The following is a 20,086-nucleotide window of genomic DNA, read 5'->3' on the forward strand; positions in this document are numbered from 1 at the left end:
AAAAACATTACGCTAAATGAATTCACATATAGGTTGCTTGTCTTGTTAAGCTTTTGTGCTCAACCTCAACAAGCGCCCACACGCATTACCTGATTAATTGTTAAAGAGCGTGCCACCGATCTCTTGGTGGCTGCTTGAGTACTCGTCTCAAGCGAGGTGCGTATATTACCGACACCCGATTTTTATTCAACCCCTTTTTTGTAAAAAAACTAACTTTTTTACAAATAAAACAGGTGGTGTTTCTTTTTACCCAGTTTGACTAGGAAATATTTACCAAATAGGCCTGCTTCAGAGCTGAAAATTTCGTTGCCTGACATATTATCGGCCATACCACAGGCACGATCATTTACGATGACAGCGTCACGCTGCAGTGCATCTTTGATCTGCTTACCGGAATTCGCCATACCCGCATCAACCAACAGTGTCGTCAACGGTGTATCCGAAAGATCCGTTGGAACCTGTGTCGCCGGAAGACCATCTTGCTTAAGCTGCTCAAAGTCAGCTTCACTTAACTGACTAATATCACCTGAGAAGAGTGACTCTGTAATTCGCTTAGCCGCTTCTACTGCATCATTACCATGCACCAAGCGTGTCACCTCTTCCGCGAGAATCGCTTGCGCTTGAGGACGACCAGTCGCTGCTTTATCTTCCTCTTCAATGTCAGCAATTCTCTCAACATCTAAGAAAGTGAAGTAACGAAGGAACTTGTAAACATCTGCATCAGCCGTCGACATCCAGAATTGGTAGAAGGCGTAGGGCGATGTTTTAGTCGCATCTAACCAGATAGTACCTGACTCGGTTTTACCAAATTTTGTTCCATCTGACTTGGTTACCAGTGGCAGCGTAATACCGAACACCTGGTTGCCATTCATACGGCGTGATAGTTCGATACCACCAGTAATGTTGCCCCACTGATCAGAACCACCGATCTGTAAAGTACAACCGTGCGACTTATTAAGCTGCTGGAAGTCAAAAGACTGAAGAATCATGTAGGTAAACTCTGTAAAAGAGATACCAGATCCCTCACGATCAATACGCTGTTTTACAGACTCTTTTGCAATCATCGAGTTTACAGAGAAGTGCTTGCCCACATCGCGCAGGAAGGTCAGTACATCCATGCCTCGAGTCCAGTCGAGGTTATTTACAACCTCGGCACTGTTATCGCCGTTATCAAAGCTGATGAACTGACTCACTTGTGCTTTGAGTTTATCCACCCAACCAGCAACCGTTGAATCATCGTTTAACTTTCGCTCCTGTGCTTTAAAGCTCGGATCACCGATCAAACCGGTTGCTCCACCCACAAGAGCCAAAGGCTTATGGCCATACTCTTGAAAACGACGCAATGTTAACAGCGGCACTAGGCTACCAATGTGCAGACTATCTGCCGTCGGATCGAAACCACAATAGAGCGTTACAGAACCCTTCTCTAGGTGTTCCATTAACTCATCTTCACTACTCATTTGCGCGACAAGTCCACGCGACTGAAGTTCAGCGATTAAATTGCTATTTGCCATGGTTTGTTTCAATCCGATGTTTGCGGTCTTAATTTGAGAGGCGAGATTCTACCGATTGATCATCTGTTAGACAAATTTGATAAGGGATCCATTTGATTAAAATCATCGCTAAATCGCTTTATCTATCGGAATCTAGATGGAACTTTTATACAATTAACTGTCTAAGGGACAAACACTCTGTTTCAACTAATATCTGGCTGTAGGTTTGGCTAAAAATATTTTCAGAAAAGCGAAGCGATTTCCTAAGATGCACCTTGCCGTTGTTGGGTCTCTGTCGTTTATCGCCTTGATGCTCTCGATACTTCCTTCATCGGAGGTAGAAGCCACTCGATCTCAGATCGAACTTATCTCACCCAAAGCCCTTCCAGAAGCACAACTACCGGTGGCTGAAACCACCTCTTCAACCCTTATAGAACACAATGAGCAAACCTCAGCAACCACTGAAGTGGCAGAACAGCCACCCGCTATTGAGTGGCAACGCTTTAAAGTCAAAAGCGGTGACAACCTAAGCAAAATCTTCAAGCGTGCCGGCCTAGGTGCTAAAGATGTTCATAAGATTGCCCAGGCTGATAAAAAAACCAAGCACTTCAATGCGCTCCGTCCTGGCCAGACGCTCAGTCTTCACATTGAAGATAACCAACTCATCACACTGCGCATTGAAAAGAGCCTGTTAGAGTCAGTTGAGTTTTCGCTGACGGATACGGGTTATCAGCAAGAGACCCTAGTACTTGAACCCGAGATGCGCCAGCGGTTCGTCACTGGAGAGATCTCCAGCTCGCTCTACCTTGCAGCCAAAAGCGCCGGTCTATCTGAGAACATCACCATGAAACTGGCCGAGGTATTTGGCTGGGACATCGATTTTGCTCTGGATATTCGCAAAGGCGACCAGTTTAGAGTGCTGTTTGAAGAGAAGTATTTAGATGGAAAAAGAATTGGCGATGGCGACATTCTTGCCGCGGAGTTCACCAACAACGGTGATACTTTCGCCGCCGTTCGCTATGAAGACTCCAACGGTGACGTAAACTACTTCACTCCGGAAGGCCGCAGTATGCGTAAAGCTTTCCTACGCTCCCCTGTCGACTTCCGCCGAATCAGCTCAGGCTTCACACGCGAGCGCTACCATCCAGTGCTTGGCGTAAAACGTCCTCACCGAGGAACTGATTACGCTGCTAAAACAGGCACAGCCATCAAGGCAGCCGGGGATGGCAAGGTTATTTGGCGCGGTACAAAAGGCGGATACGGTCGTACGGTCATTATCCAACACGGTGGCAACATCACTACGCTCTATGGCCACATGAGCAAATACAACAGCAAGGTTAAAAAGGGTTCACGCGTTAAGCAAGGCCAGACCATTGGCTACGTAGGTATGAGCGGCACTGCAACCGGCCCCCACCTGCACTATGAGTTCCGAGTTGCGGGGGTCCATAAGAACCCACAGACGGTGAAACTTCCTGCCGCACAACCGATTGCTAAGAAAGAGCGTGCCAACTTCAATAAAGTGGCTAACGATATGATTGCTTCACTTCAGCAGAAGGCTATTGAGCAACTGATTGCCAGTGAGAGTCGTGCAGCAGAGTAAAATGTTTCTGGGCCTCATGTCCGGCACCAGCTTAGATGGGCTCGACATCGCTCTTTGCTACTTCGAACCTGAGTATCAACTACTGCACTCTCGCTGTTTCGAATTCTCTGACGAACTTAAGCAGCGCATTCTTCCCTTTATGACTGGCCAGCCCCAATCGATTGATCAGCTGATGATCCTAGATAGGGACCTGGCCACTTTTGCTGCGGAAGCCATTCTGATCTTCCTGCATGACCACCGCATTGATCCTAAAGAGGTCAACGCTATTGGCTACCACGGTCAAACCCTACGACATAGACCAGACGAAGGCTGCACTCTGCAGGCAGGTAACCCTCATATTCTGGCCGAGATGACCGGAATCGATGTCATTGCCGACTTCAGACGACGCGACCTTGCAGCAGGTGGTGAAGGAGCGCCTTTGGTACCTGCCTTCCATCATTTCCTAACCGAGAAGATGCGCCGACCCTTTGCCCTTTTGAACCTTGGCGGCATTGCAAACCTCTCTCTGTTTACATCAAACGGAGATATTCAAGGTTTTGATACCGGACCTGCTAACACACTGATCGATCAGTGGATCTACCAACATAAGGGGGTTCACTTTGATGCAGAGGGTGCATGGGCGGCGAGCGGTGATATAAACCAACCCTTGCTTGACGCTCTGTTAGACGAGCCCTATTTCCAAAGAGCCGCCCCAAAAAGCACCGGTCGGGAGACCTTCAATCTAGACTGGCTCAATCATAACCTCGCAGACTTTGATCAGCTACCGCCTGAAGATGTTCAAGCGACATTGACTGAATTAACCGCTGTGACAATTGCTGACGCTCTGAAACAGGCCAAGCTGACAAACTGCCAACTGATTCTGTGTGGCGGTGGCGCGAGAAACGATCATTTAATTGAACGCCTAACAGCACACCTACCTGACTTCACCATTATATCCAGCGACCTATTAGGCTGGTCAGCCGATGCCATGGAAGCCGCTGCCTTTGCTTGGCTAGCTTGGGCTTTTAAAAACAAAAAAGCTGGGAATATCCCAGCTGTGACAGGCGCCTTCGGTGAGCGTCGCCTTGGCGCGCTCTTTCCCGCTTAAGGCTGAAGGACGTAGCGCAACGTCTCCACTACCTGCTCATTCGTCTTAGCCCAGGCTAAAGATTGAGCATCAACCTCTTTAAGAGGGTGAATCAAATCTTCTGCATGCAGAGTAATGTAAGGCTTACCCAAAGCAGCACAGTAGCCTGCATCGAATGCAGCATTCCACTGCTTATACTTGTCACCAAAACGAATCACAACCAGATCAGCTTGTTCGATCATCCCTTTGGTTCTAATTAGGTTCACTTTGGATGACTGGTGATCACGCCAGAAATTATCTGACTGCTCTCCCAAGTGGTCGCCGGCAGCATCACTCGCAGGGTGATCAGTGACCGGAGCCAAATAGGTAATATCCAGACCCAATGCTTCAGTGCCTTGGCGAATCACATCACGCCAATCGGTATGAATTTCACCCGACATATACACTTTGTAACTCATGATAGCCCCCTAATAAAAAAACCAGCCACTCTGTTAGGAGTCGCTGGCCTAAAGCATTCATTTAAATTGAGAAAGATGAACCACAACCACAGGTCGTTGTTGCATTAGGATTGTTGATCACGAACTGAGAGCCCTGCAGACCCTCTTTGTAATCCACCTCTGCACCCACAAGATATTGAAAGCTCATCGGATCAACCACCATGGTCACTCCCGCATTCTCAACCACAGTATCATCTTCAGCCACAGACTCATCGAAAGTGAAGCCGTACGAAAAACCTGCACAGCCACCACCAGTAATGAAGACGCGCAACTTTAGGTTATCGTTCTGCTCCTCTTCAATCAGAGTACGTACCTTATTTGCAGCAGAGTCAGTAAAGATCATATCGGCATCAGCGGACATGAATACACACCTCAAAATTCATTGGAATGGGTGAATTCTCACAAAACCAAGTAAAACAGTCAAGAATTATGGCATCAACGCTACGTTAGTGAGGCCTGCATTCTCTTTTAGGCCAAACATAATGTTCATGATCTGAATTGCCTGACCAGAAGCACCTTTCACTAAGTTATCGATGACTGAGAGAACCACGACCGTATCATCATCTTGTGGACGGTGAACGCTGATACGACAGAAGTTAGACCCTTTTACACTGCGAGTCTCAGGGTGAGAACCTGCAGGCAACACATCGACAAAAGGCTCGTTGGCATAACGTGCTTCAAAGAGCTCTTGCAGACCCGAATCAACAGGGTCTTTCAACGTAGAGTAGAGCGTCGCGTGAATACCACGAATCATCGGCGTCAAATGAGGTACAAAGGTTAAACCGACCGGCTTACCCGCCGCCCAAGTGAGTCCTTGGCGAATTTCAGGGAGGTGGCGGTGGCCAGGCACACCATAGGCTTTAAAACTCTCGCTCGACTCACACAGCAATGTACCAACACTGGCGCCACGACCGGCACCGGATACACCCGACTTACAGTCGGCAATCAAACGGCGTGTATCAACCAAACCCGCTTCTAGCAGCGGCAAAAAGCCCAGCTGAGTCGCGGTGGGGTAACAGCCAGCACAAGCAATTAACTGCGCATCTTTAATCTGCTCCCGATTCAACTCAGGTAAACCGTAGACCGCTTTCTCAACCAGGTCTGGGCAGCTGTGGTCCAGCTTGTACCACTTCTCCCAAAGCGGTACATCCTTGATTCGGAAGTCAGCACCCAGATCGATCACGCGCACACCACGGTCAACTAACGCCGGCGCCATCGACATGGCAACACCGTGCGGCGTTGCAAAGAAGACAACATCACAGGCGGCCAAGCGGTCAACATCTGGCACGGTAAACTCTAGATCGTAATGACCACGAAGATTGGGGAACATATCAGCAACTGGCATACCCTCTTCAGAGCGGGAGGTAATCACCTCGACAGAGACTTCTGAATGGTTGGCCAACAGTCTAAGCAGTTCAACGCCGGTATAACCCGTGCCACCCACAATACCTACTTTAATCACGATAGTTCCACGCTCCATGTTAGCCATACTGACTGAGTCTTAAGAATTCAGGTGCTGTATAATACGCCACAGTGATTTCCAACTCCAGATTCACGATCCAAGGGATTTGTTCAGGCGTACTACTGACACTCCCTTGCTGGCTGTGGATAATGGTCAAAAATGTTTACCGAGGTTAAGTTGATGTCTAAGTCAGAACAGTTATTTGAAGCCGCCCAGAAACACATCCCAGGCGGTGTTAACTCGCCCGTTCGTGCGTTCAAAGGTGTCGGTGGCACACCGGTCTTTGTTAAACGTGCCGAAGGCGCTTACATCTTCGACGAAGATGACAAACAGTACATCGACTACATCGGCTCTTGGGGCCCTATGCTGTTTGGCCACAACTACCCTCCTGTGATCGATGCGGTGCGTGATGCCCTAAACCACGGCATCTCTTTCGGTGCACCAACAGCAATCGAAACAGAGATGGCAGACAAAATTTGTGAGCTTGTACCCTCAATGGAGATGGTTCGCATGACCAGCTCGGGTACTGAAGCGACCATGAGTGCCATCCGATTAGCGCGAGGTTACACCGGTCGCGATAAGATCGTTAAATTTGAAGGCTGCTACCACGGTCATTCCGATTCACTGCTGGTCAAAGCGGGCTCAGGAGCACTGACACTGGGCGAACCAAACTCACCTGGAGTGCCTGCTGCACTGGCGGAGCACACCATCACACTGCAGTTTAACAACCTAGAGAGTGTCAAACAGGCCTTCGCTGAAGTGGGTAAAGAGATTGCGTGTATCATCGTTGAGCCAGTCGCTGGCAACATGAACTGTATCCCTCCAGTAGAAGGATTCTTGGAAGGCTTGCGTGCCATCTGTGATGAATACGAAACCGTTTTGATCTTTGACGAGGTGATGAGTGGCTTCCGCGTAGCGCGCGGCGGTGCACAAGAGCTTTATGGTGTCACACCTGATCTTACCACTCTAGGCAAGATCATTGGCGGCGGCATGCCCGTTGGCGCCTTTGGTGGCAAACTGGAGATCATGCATCAGATCGCGCCACTGGGCCCTGTTTACCAAGCGGGCACCCTATCAGGCAACCCTCTAGCCATGCGTGCCGGCCTTGCTATGCTAACCGCGATGGAGCGTGAAGGCTTGTACGAAGAGTTAAGCGCGAAGACAGAATACCTCACCGAAGGGTTGAAGGCAGTAGCGGCTAAAAACGGCATCTCTGTGACCACGACCACAGTAGGTGGTATGTTTGGTCTGTTCTTCACCGATCGTGAGAACATCACTGGGTTTAGTGATGCAACCGCCTGTGATGTTGAAGCGTTCGGAAAGTTCTTCCACCACATGCTCGACGAAGGAGTCTATCTGGCACCTTCAGCGTATGAAGCGGGCTTCCTTTCCGCCGCTCATACAGAGGCTGACCTAGACGCAACCATTGCAGCGGCTGACCGCGCCTTTGCGAAACTAGGGTAATCTGCGATGACTCTGTTGGGGCAAATACTCCTGTTGCTAGCGGCCATCGCTAGCACGCTCTACCTCTTCAGAGGGACGCAAGATAACCTCGATAGCAGCAGTGAGATCAAAGTCACTCGACTCTCACTGCTGAGCATGATCATAGCCCTCATTGGCAGCTTCACCCTGACCAGTGACTCCATGGACAGTTCGACACTGCTTCGGATGCTGAACAATTTGGCCCTCTATGCAGGGGCCCCCATGATGGCTAGCGCACTGCTGGCACGAGCGGTGCAGCGCAGCTTCACCATGCAAACCTGGGGGCGTTACCTACTGGCACTGATTGCCCTGTTTGAGCTCTGCCGTAGAATGGATGCCGGAGCAGGTTACGCTATGGTGTTGGCTATTGTTCTAATAGGTGCATTAGGAGCAGCTGCCTTTCTTAGCAAAATCAGATCCCAACGAGCTTCGTTTTTGAGTGCGGCAATTCTACTGGCAATCGCTATTTTCAGCTGGAAAGCCAACACCTCTGATCTACTACTCTACTTAGCCCTTAGTTTGACGCTTCTGTTTGCCTCCAAAGGATTGAAGGCCAAAGCTTCACAGGCATAAAAAAGCAGAGGCGGTAAACCGGCTCTGCTTTTTAATCACTGATATCAATTAGTAGCGGTTCAACATGCCATCAAGGATGTTTTTCGGCGCTTCTGCGTAGTTTTCAAACTCCATTGAGTAGGTCGCACGACCCTGGGATGCTGAACGAAGATCGGTCGCATAACCGAACATCTCACCCAGTGGCACTGCAGCACGAATCACCTTGCCTGATGTCGTATCTTCCATACCCTGAACCAGACCACGACGGCGGTTAAGGTCACCCATCACGTCACCCATGTACTCTTCAGGTGTTACGACTTCCACTTTCATCATCGGCTCTAGAAGACAAGGATCGGCTTCCATAGCGTACTTTTTAAGTGCTTGAGATGCGGCGATCTTAAAGGCCATCTCATTAGAGTCGACATCGTGGAAAGAGCCGTCGTAAAGACGCGCTTTCAGACCGATCAATGGGTAGCCCGCAAGAACACCGTTCTTCATCTGCTCAGAGATACCTTTCTCGATCGCAGGAATGTACTCTTTTGGAATCGCACCACCGACGATCTCATTGATAAACTCCAACCCTTCGTCATCACTTGGCGAGAACTCAACGACAACGTGACCATACTGACCACGACCACCTGACTGGCGGGCAAACTTGTGGTTTGCAACAACACTGCTGCGGATCTTCTCACGGTAAGCCACCTGAGGTTTACCGATGTTCGCTTCAACCTTGAACTCACGTTTCATACGGTCAACGATGATGTCTAGGTGAAGCTCGCCCATACCCGAAATGATGGTCTGGCCTGTCTCTTGATCGGTCTCAACACGGAAGGATGGATCCTCTTGCGCCAATTTGCCCAGTGCCAAGCCCATCTTCTCTTGATCCGCTTGTGATTTAGGCTCAACCGCAACCGAGATCACTGGCTCAGGGAACTCCATACGCTCTAGAACGATCTTCTTGTCAGCATCACACAGCGTATCACCTGTGGTCACATCTTTAAGACCGATCATCGCAGCGATGTCGCCTGCGCGAACCTCTTTAATCTCTTCACGGCTGTTAGCGTGCATCTGCACCATACGACCGATGCGCTCTTTCTTCTGTTTAACCGAGTTATAAACGCTGTCACCAGATGCCAACACACCTGAATAGACACGAACGAAGGTCAAGGTTCCCACAAAGGGATCGGTAGCGATCTTGAATGCCAGTGAGGCGAACGGCGCGCTGTCATCCGCTTCACGCGTTTCAACGGTTTCAGCAGCATCATCCAATGTACCTTCGATCGCTTTGACCTCAGTCGGCGATGGTAGGTACTCAATAACCGCATCGAGTACTGCTTGAACGCCTTTGTTCTTGAACGCAGAACCGGCTAGCATCAAAACAATCTCGTTATTCAGAGTACGCTGACGCAGACCCGCTTTAATCTCATCAATAGATAGCTCACCCTCTTCAAGGTACTTATCCATCAACTCTTCATTGGCTTCGGCCGCCGCTTCTAGCAGCTCTTCACGAAGCTCTTCGGCACGGTCCTGTAGATCAGCTGGAATCTCTTCCAGATCATAGGTCATACCTTGATCGGCTTCGTTCCACATGATCGCTTTCATGCTGATCAGGTCAACGACGCCTTTGAATTCATCTTCAGCACCAATCGGAATATTAATAGGTACTGGTACAGCACCCAGGCGCTGTTTAAGCTGATCAACCACCATGTAGAAATCTGCACCGGCACGGTCCATCTTGTTCACAAACACCATACGAGGTACTTCGTACTTGTTTGCTTGACGCCATACCGTTTCAGTCTGCGGCTGAACACCCGAAGAGGCACAGAGCACAACAACGGCACCATCCAGTACACGCAGTGAACGCTCTACCTCAATGGTAAAGTCAACGTGCCCAGGAGTATCAATGATGTTAACGCGGTGCTCATCGAACTGCTGATTCATCCCTTTCCAGAAACAGGTTGTCGCAGCCGAGGTAATGGTGATACCACGCTCCTGCTCTTGCTCCATCCAGTCCATGGTTGCAGCGCCATCGTGCACTTCACCGATCTTGTGTGACATGCCTGTGTAGAACAGAACGCGTTCGGTTGTTGTCGTTTTACCAGCATCTACGTGAGCACAGATACCAATGTTACGGTAACGATTAATTGGGGTAGTACGAGCCATTGATCAAACTCCTGAAACGTAAAAAGCCCTCGTCATAAACGAAGGCTTTAAAAAAGCGAATTTAAAGCTGGCGAAATGATAACACCATTTCGCCAGATAAAAACGCTTAGAAGCGGAAGTGTGCGAACGCTTTGTTAGCGTCAGCCATGCGGTGAACGTCTTCACGTTTCTTAACCGCAGCGCCACGGCCTTCAGCCGCGTCTAGTAGCTCGCCCGCTAGACGAAGAGACATGTCTTTTTCGCCACGCTTACGCGATGCGTCAACCAGCCAACGCATTGCAAGCGCCATACGACGTGATGGACGAACTTCAACAGGTACTTGGTAAGTTGCACCACCAACTCGGCGAGACTTAACTTCGACCATAGGCTGAACAGTTTCCAACGCTTTATCAAACAGTTCCAAAGGATCTGCTTTAGTACGCTCTTCAACTTTCGCTAGAGCGCCGTAAACGATGCTCTCTGCTACAGATTTTTTACCGCTAATCATCAAGTGGTTGATGAATTTAGCCAGTGTGATGTTTCCGAATTTAGGATCCGGTAGAATTTCGCGCTTTGCAGCGACGCGTCTTCTTGGCATGGATAAGCCCTCAATAAATCGTTTAAAAGGTCTTCAGGTTACTCAGGCAATTAAGCCTGCCCTTACTCTTATCGTCTCGGTCTAGCTACCAGCGCGGACTAGGTCCTGCTTAACAGCTTCGCCGACTCTCATAGAGAGTAGACGAACTTAAGACTTAGGACGCTTAGCACCGTACTTAGAGCGGCCCTGTTTACGGTCGTTAACGCCCGCACAGTCAAGCGCACCACGTACAGTGTGGTAACGTACACCAGGTAGGTCTTTAACACGGCCACCACGGATAAGAACAACACTGTGCTCCTGTAGGTTGTGACCTTCACCACCGATGTATGAAGAAACTTCGAAACCGTTAGTAAGACGAACACGACAAACTTTACGTAGTGCTGAGTTCGGTTTCTTAGGTGTAGTAGTGTAAACGCGGGTACATACGCCACGACGTTGAGGACAAGCTTCTAATGCACGAACATCAGACTTCTCTACAACGCGTTTACGTGGTTTGCGCACCAGCTGGTTGATAGTTGCCATTAAGCAAACTCCACGTTTAGTTAAACAACAAAAAGACTAGGACCGAAGCCCTAGTCATTCAGGGGGCGAAATTTTAATCAATTCCACCCCTTCTCGTCAACGTCTTCTGAAATTATTCAGAATCTTCCACTGAAGCGTTCAATGCTTCAGTCAAAGCTGCTTGTACTTCTTCAGCACTTACAGTGACGCTAGATTCTGTATCCTGCATACGTTTGCGTTTGCGTTCGCTGTGGTATGCAAGACCAGTACCGGCTGGGATCAGACGACCCACAACCACGTTCTCTTTCAGACCGCGCAAGTAATCTTTCTTGCCGGTTACTGCACCTTCCGTTAGGACACGAGTTGTCTCCTGGAACGACGCTGCAGAGATGAACGACTCTGTTGCCAGAGAGGCTTTAGTAATACCTAGAAGCACACGTTCAAACTTAGCTGGCTGCTTACCTTCAGCAACCAATTTTTCGTTTGCGATTGTCACATCTACGAATTCAGCCTGTTCACCCTGAATGAATTCAGAATCACCGCTATCTAGGATCTCTACCTTGCGAAGCATCTGACGCACAATCACTTCGATGTGCTTGTCGTTGATGCCTACACCCTGTAGACGGTAAACGTCTTGGATCTCAGAAACGATGTATTTAGCTAGCTCTTCTACGCCCAATACGTGCAGGATATCGTGTGCACTTGATGGACCATCTGAGATCACCTCACCCTTCTCAACTGTCTCACCTTCGAAGACGTTAAGCGAGCGCCACTTCTGAATCATCACTTCGATTGGATCCGCACCATCAGTTGGAGTGATCACAATACGACGCTTACCTTTGGTCTCTTTACCAAAGCTGACAGTACCTGAAATCTCAGCAAGCACAGCCGCTTCTTTTGGTTTACGCGCTTCGAATAGATCCGCTACGCGTGGAAGACCACCGGTGATATCTTTGTTGACAGTACCCTCTTGTGGTAGACGTGCTAGGACGTCACCAACACCCACATCTGCACCATCTTGAAGGTTCAAGATCGCATTAGGTGGCAGCATGTACTGTGCAGGCATTGCTGTACCAGCGTGAAGAACGTCTTCACCCTTGGCATCAACAAGCTTGATCATTGGACGGATATCTTTACCTGCCTGTGGGCGGTCTTTGATATCCAATACTTCGATCGTAGTTAGACCTGTTAGCTCATCCGCTTGGCGCTTAACAGTGATGCCGTCTTCAAGACCAGCAAACTGAATGCGACCCGCAACCTCGGTTACGATTGGGTGAGTGTGCGGATCCCAGTTAGCAATGATTGCGCCTGCTTCGACAGTGTCGCCATCTTTCGCTTTGATCACTGCACCGTAAGGTACTTTGTAACGCTCGCGCTCACGACCGTGCTCATCGGTTACACCGATCTCACCAGATCGTGAAGAAGCGACTAGGTTGCCATCTGCACGCTCAACGGTTTTAAGGTTGTGTAGACGAATTTCACCGCCGTTCTTAACCTGGATGTTATCGACAGCAGCTGCTCGTGATGCCGCACCACCGATGTGGAAGGTACGCATGGTAAGCTGTGTACCCGGCTCACCGATTGACTGTGCAGCGATAACGCCGACAGCTTCACCGATGTTAACCTTGTGACCGCGACCTAGGTCACGACCGTAACAGCTTGAACAGATACCGTGGTGTGATTCACAGGTAATAGCAGAACGAACGATCACTTCATCGATCGAGCTGTAAGTATCGTCATTATCTAGACGTGCTACCCAAGCTTCATCCATCAATGTACCCGCAGGGATCAATACATCTTTACCCTGTGGATCAAGAACGTCTTGTGCAATAACACGACCAAGAACACGCTCACCTAGACCGACAACTACGTCGCCGCCTTCGATTAGCGCCTGAATCACTAGACCCTCTTCGGTGCCACAATCCTGCTCTGTGATAACCACATCCTGAGCAACGTCTACTAGACGACGAGTTAGGTAACCCGAGTTCGCAGTCTTAAGTGCCGTATCGGCTAGACCCTTACGAGCACCGTGAGTCGAGATGAAGTACTGAAGTACGTTTAGTCCTTCACGGAAGTTAGCCGTGATCGGTGTCTCGATGATCGAGCCATCTGGCTTAGCCATCAGACCACGCATACCTGCTAGCTGACGAATCTGAGCCGCACTACCACGTGCGCCTGAGTCGGCCATCATGTAGACAGAGTTGAAAGACTCTTGCTCTTCCTGCTCGCCTTCAGCGTTGATCACTGTGTCAGACTTCAGGTTGTCCATCATCTTCTTAGCAAGCAATTCGTTTGCACGAGACCAGATATCGACAACCTTGTTGTATTTCTCACCCTGAGTAACAAGACCGTCTGCGAACTGACGCTCGATCTCTTTCACTTCAGTGTCGGCTTCAGCAACAATGTTCACTTTCTCATCTGGGATAACGAAATCGTTAACACCGATCGATGCACCTGAAAGCGCTGCTTGACGGAAGCCCATGTACATTAGCTGGTCAGCAAAGATAACCGTATCCTTCAGACCACAACGACGGTACGCCTCGTTAAGAAGACGCGAGATCGCTTTCTTCTTCATCGCCTGGTTGATCAGTTCGAACGGAAGACCCGTTGGAACGATATCAAACAGCATTGCACGACCCACTGTCGTATCAACGATTGCAGTGCGAGACTCTTCGTTACCTTCGATGTCGCGGATCGTTTCGTTGATACGAACCTTCACGCGAGCCTGTAGGTGAACCTGTTTAGCACCATACGCACGCTGAACCTCTTTGATATCAGAGAATGCCATGCCTTCGCCCTGCGCATTGATGCGCTCACGAGTCATGTAGTACAGACCCAATACCACGTCCTGTGAAGGAACGATGATCGGCTCACCATTTGATGGCGAAAGAATGTTGTTGGTAGACATCATCAAAGCACGAGCTTCAAGCTGCGCTTCGATCGTCAACGGTACGTGTACCGCCATCTGGTCACCGTCGAAGTCGGCGTTATACGCAGCACACACAAGTGGGTGTAGCTGGATCGCTTTACCTTCGATCAAAACAGGCTCAAATGCCTGGATACCAAGACGGTGAAGTGTCGGTGCACGGTTTAGAAGAACTGGATGCTCACGGATAACCTCATCAAGGATATCCCATACAAGCGGCTCTTCACGCTCAACCATCTTCTTAGCGGCTTTAATCGTAGTTGCGTAACCACGAAGCTCTAGCTTAGAGAAGATAAATGGCTTGAATAACTCAAGAGCCATCTTCTTAGGAAGACCACACTGGTGAAGACGCAGTGATGGGCCAACCACGATTACAGAACGACCAGAGTAGTCAACACGCTTACCTAGAAGGTTCTGACGGAAACGACCCTGCTTACCTTTGATCATGTCAGCAAGCGACTTCAGAGGACGCTTGTTAGAGCCAGTGATGGCACGACCACGACGACCGTTATCAAGCAACGCATCGACAGATTCCTGCAACATACGTTTTTCGTTACGTACGATGATATCTGGAGCGTTAAGGTCTAGAAGACGCTTCAAACGGTTGTTACGGTTGATCACACGACGGTATAGATCGTTAAGATCAGAGGTTGCGAAACGACCACCGTCCAGTGGTACGAGTGGACGTAGATCTGGTGGTAGAACTGGAAGAACTTTTAGGATCATCCACTCTGGGTTGTTACCAGACTTGTAGAACGCTTCAAGTAGCTTAAGACGCTTAGACATCTTTTTAAGCTTAGTTTCTGAGTTAGTCGCAGGAATCTCTTCACGAAGAACTGAGATCTCAGCTTCTAGATCGATCGACTTTAGAAGTTCGCCGATCGCTTCAGCACCCATACGAGCGTCAAAGTCATCACCGAACTCTTCCAGTGCTTCAAAGTACTGCTCGTCGTTCATTAGCTGACCGCGCTGAAGCGTAGTCATGCCTTCATCGATCACAACAAATGATTCGAAGTAGAGAACGCGCTCGATGTCACGAAGGGTCATATCTAGCATCAAGCCGATACGAGACGGTAGTGACTTAAGGAACCAGATGTGTGCAACTGGAGAGGCTAGCTCGATGTGACCCATGCGCTCACGACGCACTTTAGTCATTGTCACTTCAACGCCACACTTCTCACAGATAACACCACGGTGCTTCATGCGCTTGTACTTACCACATAGACATTCGTAATCCTTTACAGGACCGAAAATCTTGGCACAGAACAGACCGTCACGCTCTGGTTTGAATGTACGGTAGTTAATCGTCTCAGGTTTTTTAACCTCACCATATGACCATGAACGAATCATGTCTGGTGAAGCCAGAGAGATACGGATCGAATCGAACTCGTCGCTCTGACTTTGAGTCTTCAACAGATTAAGTAAATCTTTCATTATCTATAGCTCCTCACGGGAGGGGGCTGCAGCACTTGGCATACAGCCCGATGTTCAATTAGGCCCTTACTCGTTCTCTAGCTCGATATCGATACCGAGAGAACGGATCTCTTTGATCAGCACGTTAAATGATTCAGGCATGCCTGGATCCATGCTGTGGTCGCCATCGACGATGTTCTTATACATCTTCGTACGACCATTCACGTCATCGGATTTGACTGTGAGCATCTCTTGAAGCGTGTAAGCTGCGCCGTACGCTTCCAGTGCCCAAACCTCCATCTCACCGAAGCGCTGACCACCGAACTGAGCTTTACCACCCAGCGGCTGCTGAGTAACAAGGCTGTAAGAGCCGGTTGAACGTGCGTGCATCTTGTCATCAACCAAGTGGTTAAGTTTCAGCATGTACATGTAGCCAACAGTCACTGGACGGTCGAACTTGTCGCCTGTGCGACCATCGAACAGATCCACCTGTCCACTATCATTCATGTCTGCAAGACGCAGCAGCGCTTTGATTTCAGATTCTTTAGCACCATCAAAGACTGGAGTCGCTAGTGGAACACCCGCTTTGAGGTTGTCAGCCAGAGCCAAGATCTCGTCATCGCTGAATGACTTAAGATCTTCTTTACGAGCACACTCTAGGCCGCTGTGCTGTGCGTTGTAGACGGCTTCAAGGAATTCACGAACTTCCTTAACTTTTTCAGCCTTCTTACGCTCAACTTCCAGCATGGTGTTGATCTTACGACCAAGACCTTTCGCTGCAGCACCCATGTGAGTCTCAAGGATCTGACCTACGTTCATACGAGACGGTACACCTAGCGGGTTTAGAACCACATCAACTGGCTCACCGTTCTCATCGTAAGGCATGTCTTCGACAGGCATGATAACTGAGATAACACCCTTGTTACCGTGACGACCTGCCATCTTGTCACCAGGCTGTACGCGACGCTTAGTTGCTACGTACACCTTAACAATCTTAAGTACGCCAGGCGCTAGATCATCACCCGTCTGAAGTTTGCTCTTCTTATCTTCGAAGCGCTTATCCAGCATTTCGCGACGCTCTTCAAGCTGCTTCTTAGCCGCTTCAAGCATCTCTGCTGCTGCACTGTCAGATACGCGAATCTTGAACCACTCATCGTGTTTAAGTTCAGCAAGGAATTCAGACGTGATCTCTTGACCCTTCTTAAGACCAGCACCACCGTCAGCTTTAAGGCCAACTAGCGTACGCTCAAGACGTTCGAAGGTTGCCACTTCAACAATGCGGAACTCGTCATCAAGGTCTTTACGGATGCTTGCAAGTTCAGCTTGCTCGATAGCGATTGCACGCTCATCTTTTTCAACACCGTCACGAGTGAAGACCTGAACGTCGATAACCTTACCAACAGTACCTGTCTTAACACGTAGAGAGGTGTCTTTAACATCAGACGCTTTCTCACCGAAGATCGCACGCAGTAGCTTCTCTTCAGGAGTCAATTGAGTTTCGCCTTTAGGCGTTACTTTACCTACTAGAATGTCACCAGGACCTACTTCTGCACCAATGTGCACGATGCCTGATTCGTCTAGTTTAGCGAGTGCAGATTCACCAACATTCGGGATATCCGCAGTAATCTCTTCAGAGCCTAGCTTAGTATCACGAGAGACACAGGTTAGCTCTTGAATGTGGATCGTAGTGAAACGATCTTCTTGAACAACACGCTCAGAGATTAGGATCGAGTCCTCGAAGTTGAAACCGTTCCAAGGCATGAACGCGATACGCATGTTCTGGCCAAGGGCTAGCTCACCAAGGTCAACCGATGGACCATCGGCTAGGATATCACCACGTGATACCTGCTCACCTAGGTTAACGATTGCGCGCTGGTTGATACATGTGTTCTGGTTCGAACGCACGTACTTAGTTAGGTTGTAGATATCTACACCTGCATCGCCAGCAGTAATTTCGTCATCGTTAACGCGAACAACCACACGGCTTGCGTCAACTGATTCAATAACACCGCCACGCTTAGCAACCACACAGACGCCAGAGTCACGAGCGATGTTGCGCTCGATACCGGTACCAACAAGCGGCTTATCAGCCTTCAGTGTTGGAACAGCCTGACGTTGCATGTTCGATCCCATCAATGCACGGTTCGCATCATCGTGTTCAAGGAACGGGATAAGAGCTGCCGCAACCGATACAACCTGACGTGGTGAAACGTCCATGTACTGTACGCGCTCTTTAGGCATTACGGTTGTTTCGTTCAAGTGACGAACAGTGACCAGCTCATCAGTCAGTTTGTTCTTCGCATCCACCGTTGCCGAAGCCTGTGCGATAACGAAGTTAGACTCTTCGATAGCTGATAGGTAATCGATGTCGTCTGTTACCTGACCATCAACAACGCGACGGTAAGGAGTCTCTAGGAAGCCGTAGTTGTTTGTACGAGCAAACACAGCTAACGAGTTGATCAGACCGATGTTTGGACCTTCAGGAGTCTCGATAGGACATACACGACCGTAGTGAGTTGGGTGTACGTCACGAACCTCGAAGCCCGCGCGCTCACGCGTTAGACCACCTGGGCCTAGTGCAGAGACACGACGCTTGTGAGTTACTTCGGAAAGCGGGTTGTTCTGGTCCATGAACTGTGACAGCTGCGACGAGCCAAAGAACTCTTTAATGGCAGCTGCAACTGGCTTAGCGTTGATCAGATCCTGAGGCATCAGGTTGTCTGATTCAGCCATGCTTAGGCGCTCACGTACAGCACGCTCTACACGAACAAGACCGACACGGAATTGGTTCTCAGCCATCTCACCAACTGAACGGATACGACGGTTACCAAGGTGGTCGATATCGTCAACAACGCCTTTACCGTTACGGATCTCGATCAGTGTCTTCATAACATCTAGGATGTCATCTTTAGACAGAATGCCTGAACCTGTCTCCTCTTCACGACCAAGACGGCGGTTGAACTTCATACGACCTACCGCAGAAAGATCGTAGCGCTCTTCAGAGAAGAATAGATTTTCAAATAGTGATTCTGCTGACTCTTTCGTTGGCGGCTCACCAGGACGCATCATACGGTAGATCTCTACCAATGCTTCTAGCTGGTTACGAGTCGGGTCAATACGAAGAGTGTCAGAAACGAATGGACCACAATCCAGTTCGTTAGTGTAAAGCGTTTCGAAACGTTCGATCTTAGCTTCTTGAAGTTTAGCTACCGCCTCTTCAGTCAGCTCGGTGTTACAAGGAAGCAGTACTTCACCTGTAGCAGGATCAACGATATCTTTAGCTAGAGCTTTGCCCACTAGGTACTCTGCAGGAGTCTCTAGTTGAGTCATACCCTCTTTCTGCATCTGACGGATGTGGCGCGGAGTGATACGGCGACCCGCTTCAACAATCACATCACCTTTAGGTGTAAGGATCTCGAAGCTCATTGTTTCACCACGTAGGCGCTCAGGAATAAGATCCATCTGAATCTTATCTTTCGATAGATTCCAGCCAGTCGTGTCAAAGAAGATATCTAGAATCTCTTCTGCTTGGAAACCAAGCGCGCGCATCAAGATAGTCGCAGGCAGTTTACGGCGACGGTCGATACGAACAAATAGAGAGTCTTTTGGATCAAACTCGAAGTCGAGCCAAGAACCACGGTAAGGAATGATTCGAGCAGAGTAAAGCAATTTGCCCGATGAGTGTGTTTTACCCTTGTCGTGATCGAAGAATACACCAGGTGAACGGTGGAGCTGCGATACGATTACGCGCTCAGTACCATTGACAACAAAGGTACCATTCTCAGTCATGAGCGGCATTTCGCCCATGTAAACTTCTTGCTCTTTAATGTCTTTAACCGCTTTCGTAGACGAATCGCGATCGTAGATCACCAGACGCACTTTAACGCGAAGTGGCGCTGCGTAGGTGATACCACGCTGCTGACACTCTTTTACGTCAAAGACAGGCTCACCTAGGCGATAACCAGCGTATTCCAAAGCAGCGTTTCCAGAGTAAGAAACGATTGGGAATACAGAATTGAATGCGGCATGAAGCCCCTCTTCGGTGCGACCTTCAGAAGTAGCGCCCGCCTCTAGAAACTTACGATATGAATCCAGCTGTGTCGCGAGCAGGTAAGGTAGTTCCATTACCTGACCGAGTTTACTGAAATCCTTTCGGATACGTTTCTTCTCAGTGTATGAATAAGCCATCAGTGTTCCCCAGCATGTGCATCTAGGTTGAGAAACCAAACTCGATAAATTATCGAGCAATTCGTTCCGTTAAAAAGTCTATCTACTAATAACGGAAAAAGGCCGGTGGCATTTTTGCCACCAGCCATACGCTTTTTAAGCAGCGTAGAGCTGCTTAATGCGCAGC

Annotated in this window: 13 protein-coding genes; 4 read left to right on the top strand and 9 right to left on the bottom strand. The window is 49.1% G+C overall.

Annotated elements, in window-relative coordinates; translation table 11 throughout:
* Nucleotides 1-218: 218 nt before the first annotated feature.
* Nucleotides 219-1,514: a tyrosine--tRNA ligase gene (gene tyrS, locus XMG59_RS04370; RefSeq protein WP_173498291.1), complete on the bottom strand. Its 1,296-nt coding sequence runs from the start codon at nt 1,512-1,514 to the stop codon at nt 219-221.
* Between the two features lie 205 nt (nt 1,515-1,719).
* Between tyrS and XMG59_RS04375 the strand changes: the two genes are divergently transcribed.
* Both XMG59_RS04375 and XMG59_RS04380 read left to right on the top strand, forming a co-directional pair.
* Nucleotides 1,720-3,093 (top strand): OapA family protein, encoded by a 1,374-nt coding sequence (locus XMG59_RS04375; RefSeq protein WP_254447059.1) that lies wholly within the window; start codon nt 1,720-1,722, stop codon nt 3,091-3,093.
* A 1-nt stretch (nt 3,094) separates the two neighbouring features.
* Nucleotides 3,095-4,180: an anhydro-N-acetylmuramic acid kinase gene (locus XMG59_RS04380; RefSeq protein ID WP_173498292.1), complete on the top strand. Its 1,086-nt coding sequence runs from the start codon at nt 3,095-3,097 to the stop codon at nt 4,178-4,180.
* Here XMG59_RS04380 and XMG59_RS04385 read toward each other — a convergent pair.
* From XMG59_RS04385 to argC, 3 genes are all read right to left on the bottom strand, one after another.
* Nucleotides 4,177-4,617 (bottom strand): YtoQ family protein, encoded by a 441-nt coding sequence (locus XMG59_RS04385; RefSeq protein ID WP_173481803.1) that lies wholly within the window; start codon nt 4,615-4,617, stop codon nt 4,177-4,179. The genes XMG59_RS04380 and XMG59_RS04385 overlap by 4 nt on opposite strands.
* Nucleotides 4,618-4,678: 61 nt before the next feature.
* A complete protein-coding gene (gene erpA / locus XMG59_RS04390) occupies nt 4,679-5,017 on the bottom strand; it encodes an iron-sulfur cluster insertion protein ErpA (protein WP_173481802.1) in 339 nt (112 codons plus the stop codon).
* Nucleotides 5,018-5,083: 66 nt separating this feature from the next.
* Entirely contained in the window at nt 5,084-6,118 is a 1,035-nt protein-coding gene (gene argC, locus XMG59_RS04395; protein ID WP_173481818.1) for an N-acetyl-gamma-glutamyl-phosphate reductase, read from the bottom strand.
* Between the two features lie 180 nt (nt 6,119-6,298).
* Between argC and hemL the strand changes: the two genes are divergently transcribed.
* Nucleotides 6,299-7,582, top strand: a complete 1,284-nt coding sequence (hemL, locus tag XMG59_RS04400) for a glutamate-1-semialdehyde 2,1-aminomutase (protein WP_173494649.1) — start codon at nt 6,299-6,301, stop codon at nt 7,580-7,582.
* Nucleotides 7,583-7,588: 6 nt separating this feature from the next.
* Entirely contained in the window at nt 7,589-8,173 is a 585-nt protein-coding gene (locus XMG59_RS04405) for a hypothetical protein (protein WP_173494648.1), read from the top strand.
* A gap of 48 nt (nt 8,174-8,221) precedes the next feature.
* On the opposite strand, the gene fusA is transcribed toward XMG59_RS04405, so the two are convergent.
* The 5 genes from fusA to rpoB form a co-directional block, all read right to left on the bottom strand.
* On the bottom strand, nt 8,222-10,315 hold the full coding sequence (fusA, locus tag XMG59_RS04410) for an elongation factor G (RefSeq protein ID WP_173494647.1): 2,094 nt from the start codon (nt 10,313-10,315) through the stop codon (nt 8,222-8,224).
* Between the two features lie 106 nt (nt 10,316-10,421).
* Complete coding sequence (gene rpsG, locus XMG59_RS04415; protein ID WP_173481798.1) at nt 10,422-10,892, bottom strand: 30S ribosomal protein S7; 471 nt, start codon at nt 10,890-10,892, stop codon at nt 10,422-10,424.
* Between the two features lie 147 nt (nt 10,893-11,039).
* Entirely contained in the window at nt 11,040-11,414 is a 375-nt protein-coding gene (rpsL, locus tag XMG59_RS04420; RefSeq protein WP_173481797.1) for a 30S ribosomal protein S12, read from the bottom strand.
* 112 nt (nt 11,415-11,526) lie between these two features.
* Nucleotides 11,527-15,753, bottom strand: coding sequence for a DNA-directed RNA polymerase subunit beta' (rpoC, locus tag XMG59_RS04425; protein ID WP_173481796.1), 4,227 nt, complete (start codon nt 15,751-15,753; stop codon nt 11,527-11,529).
* Nucleotides 15,754-15,819: 66 nt separating this feature from the next.
* Nucleotides 15,820-19,920: a DNA-directed RNA polymerase subunit beta gene (gene rpoB, locus XMG59_RS04430; RefSeq protein ID WP_173481795.1), complete on the bottom strand. Its 4,101-nt coding sequence runs from the start codon at nt 19,918-19,920 to the stop codon at nt 15,820-15,822.
* Between the last annotated feature and the right edge of the window lie 166 nt (nt 19,921-20,086).

It is taken from the genome of Marinobacterium sp. xm-g-59 (assembly GCF_013283315.1).
Lineage (GTDB): Bacteria > Pseudomonadota > Gammaproteobacteria > Pseudomonadales > Balneatricaceae > Marinobacterium_E.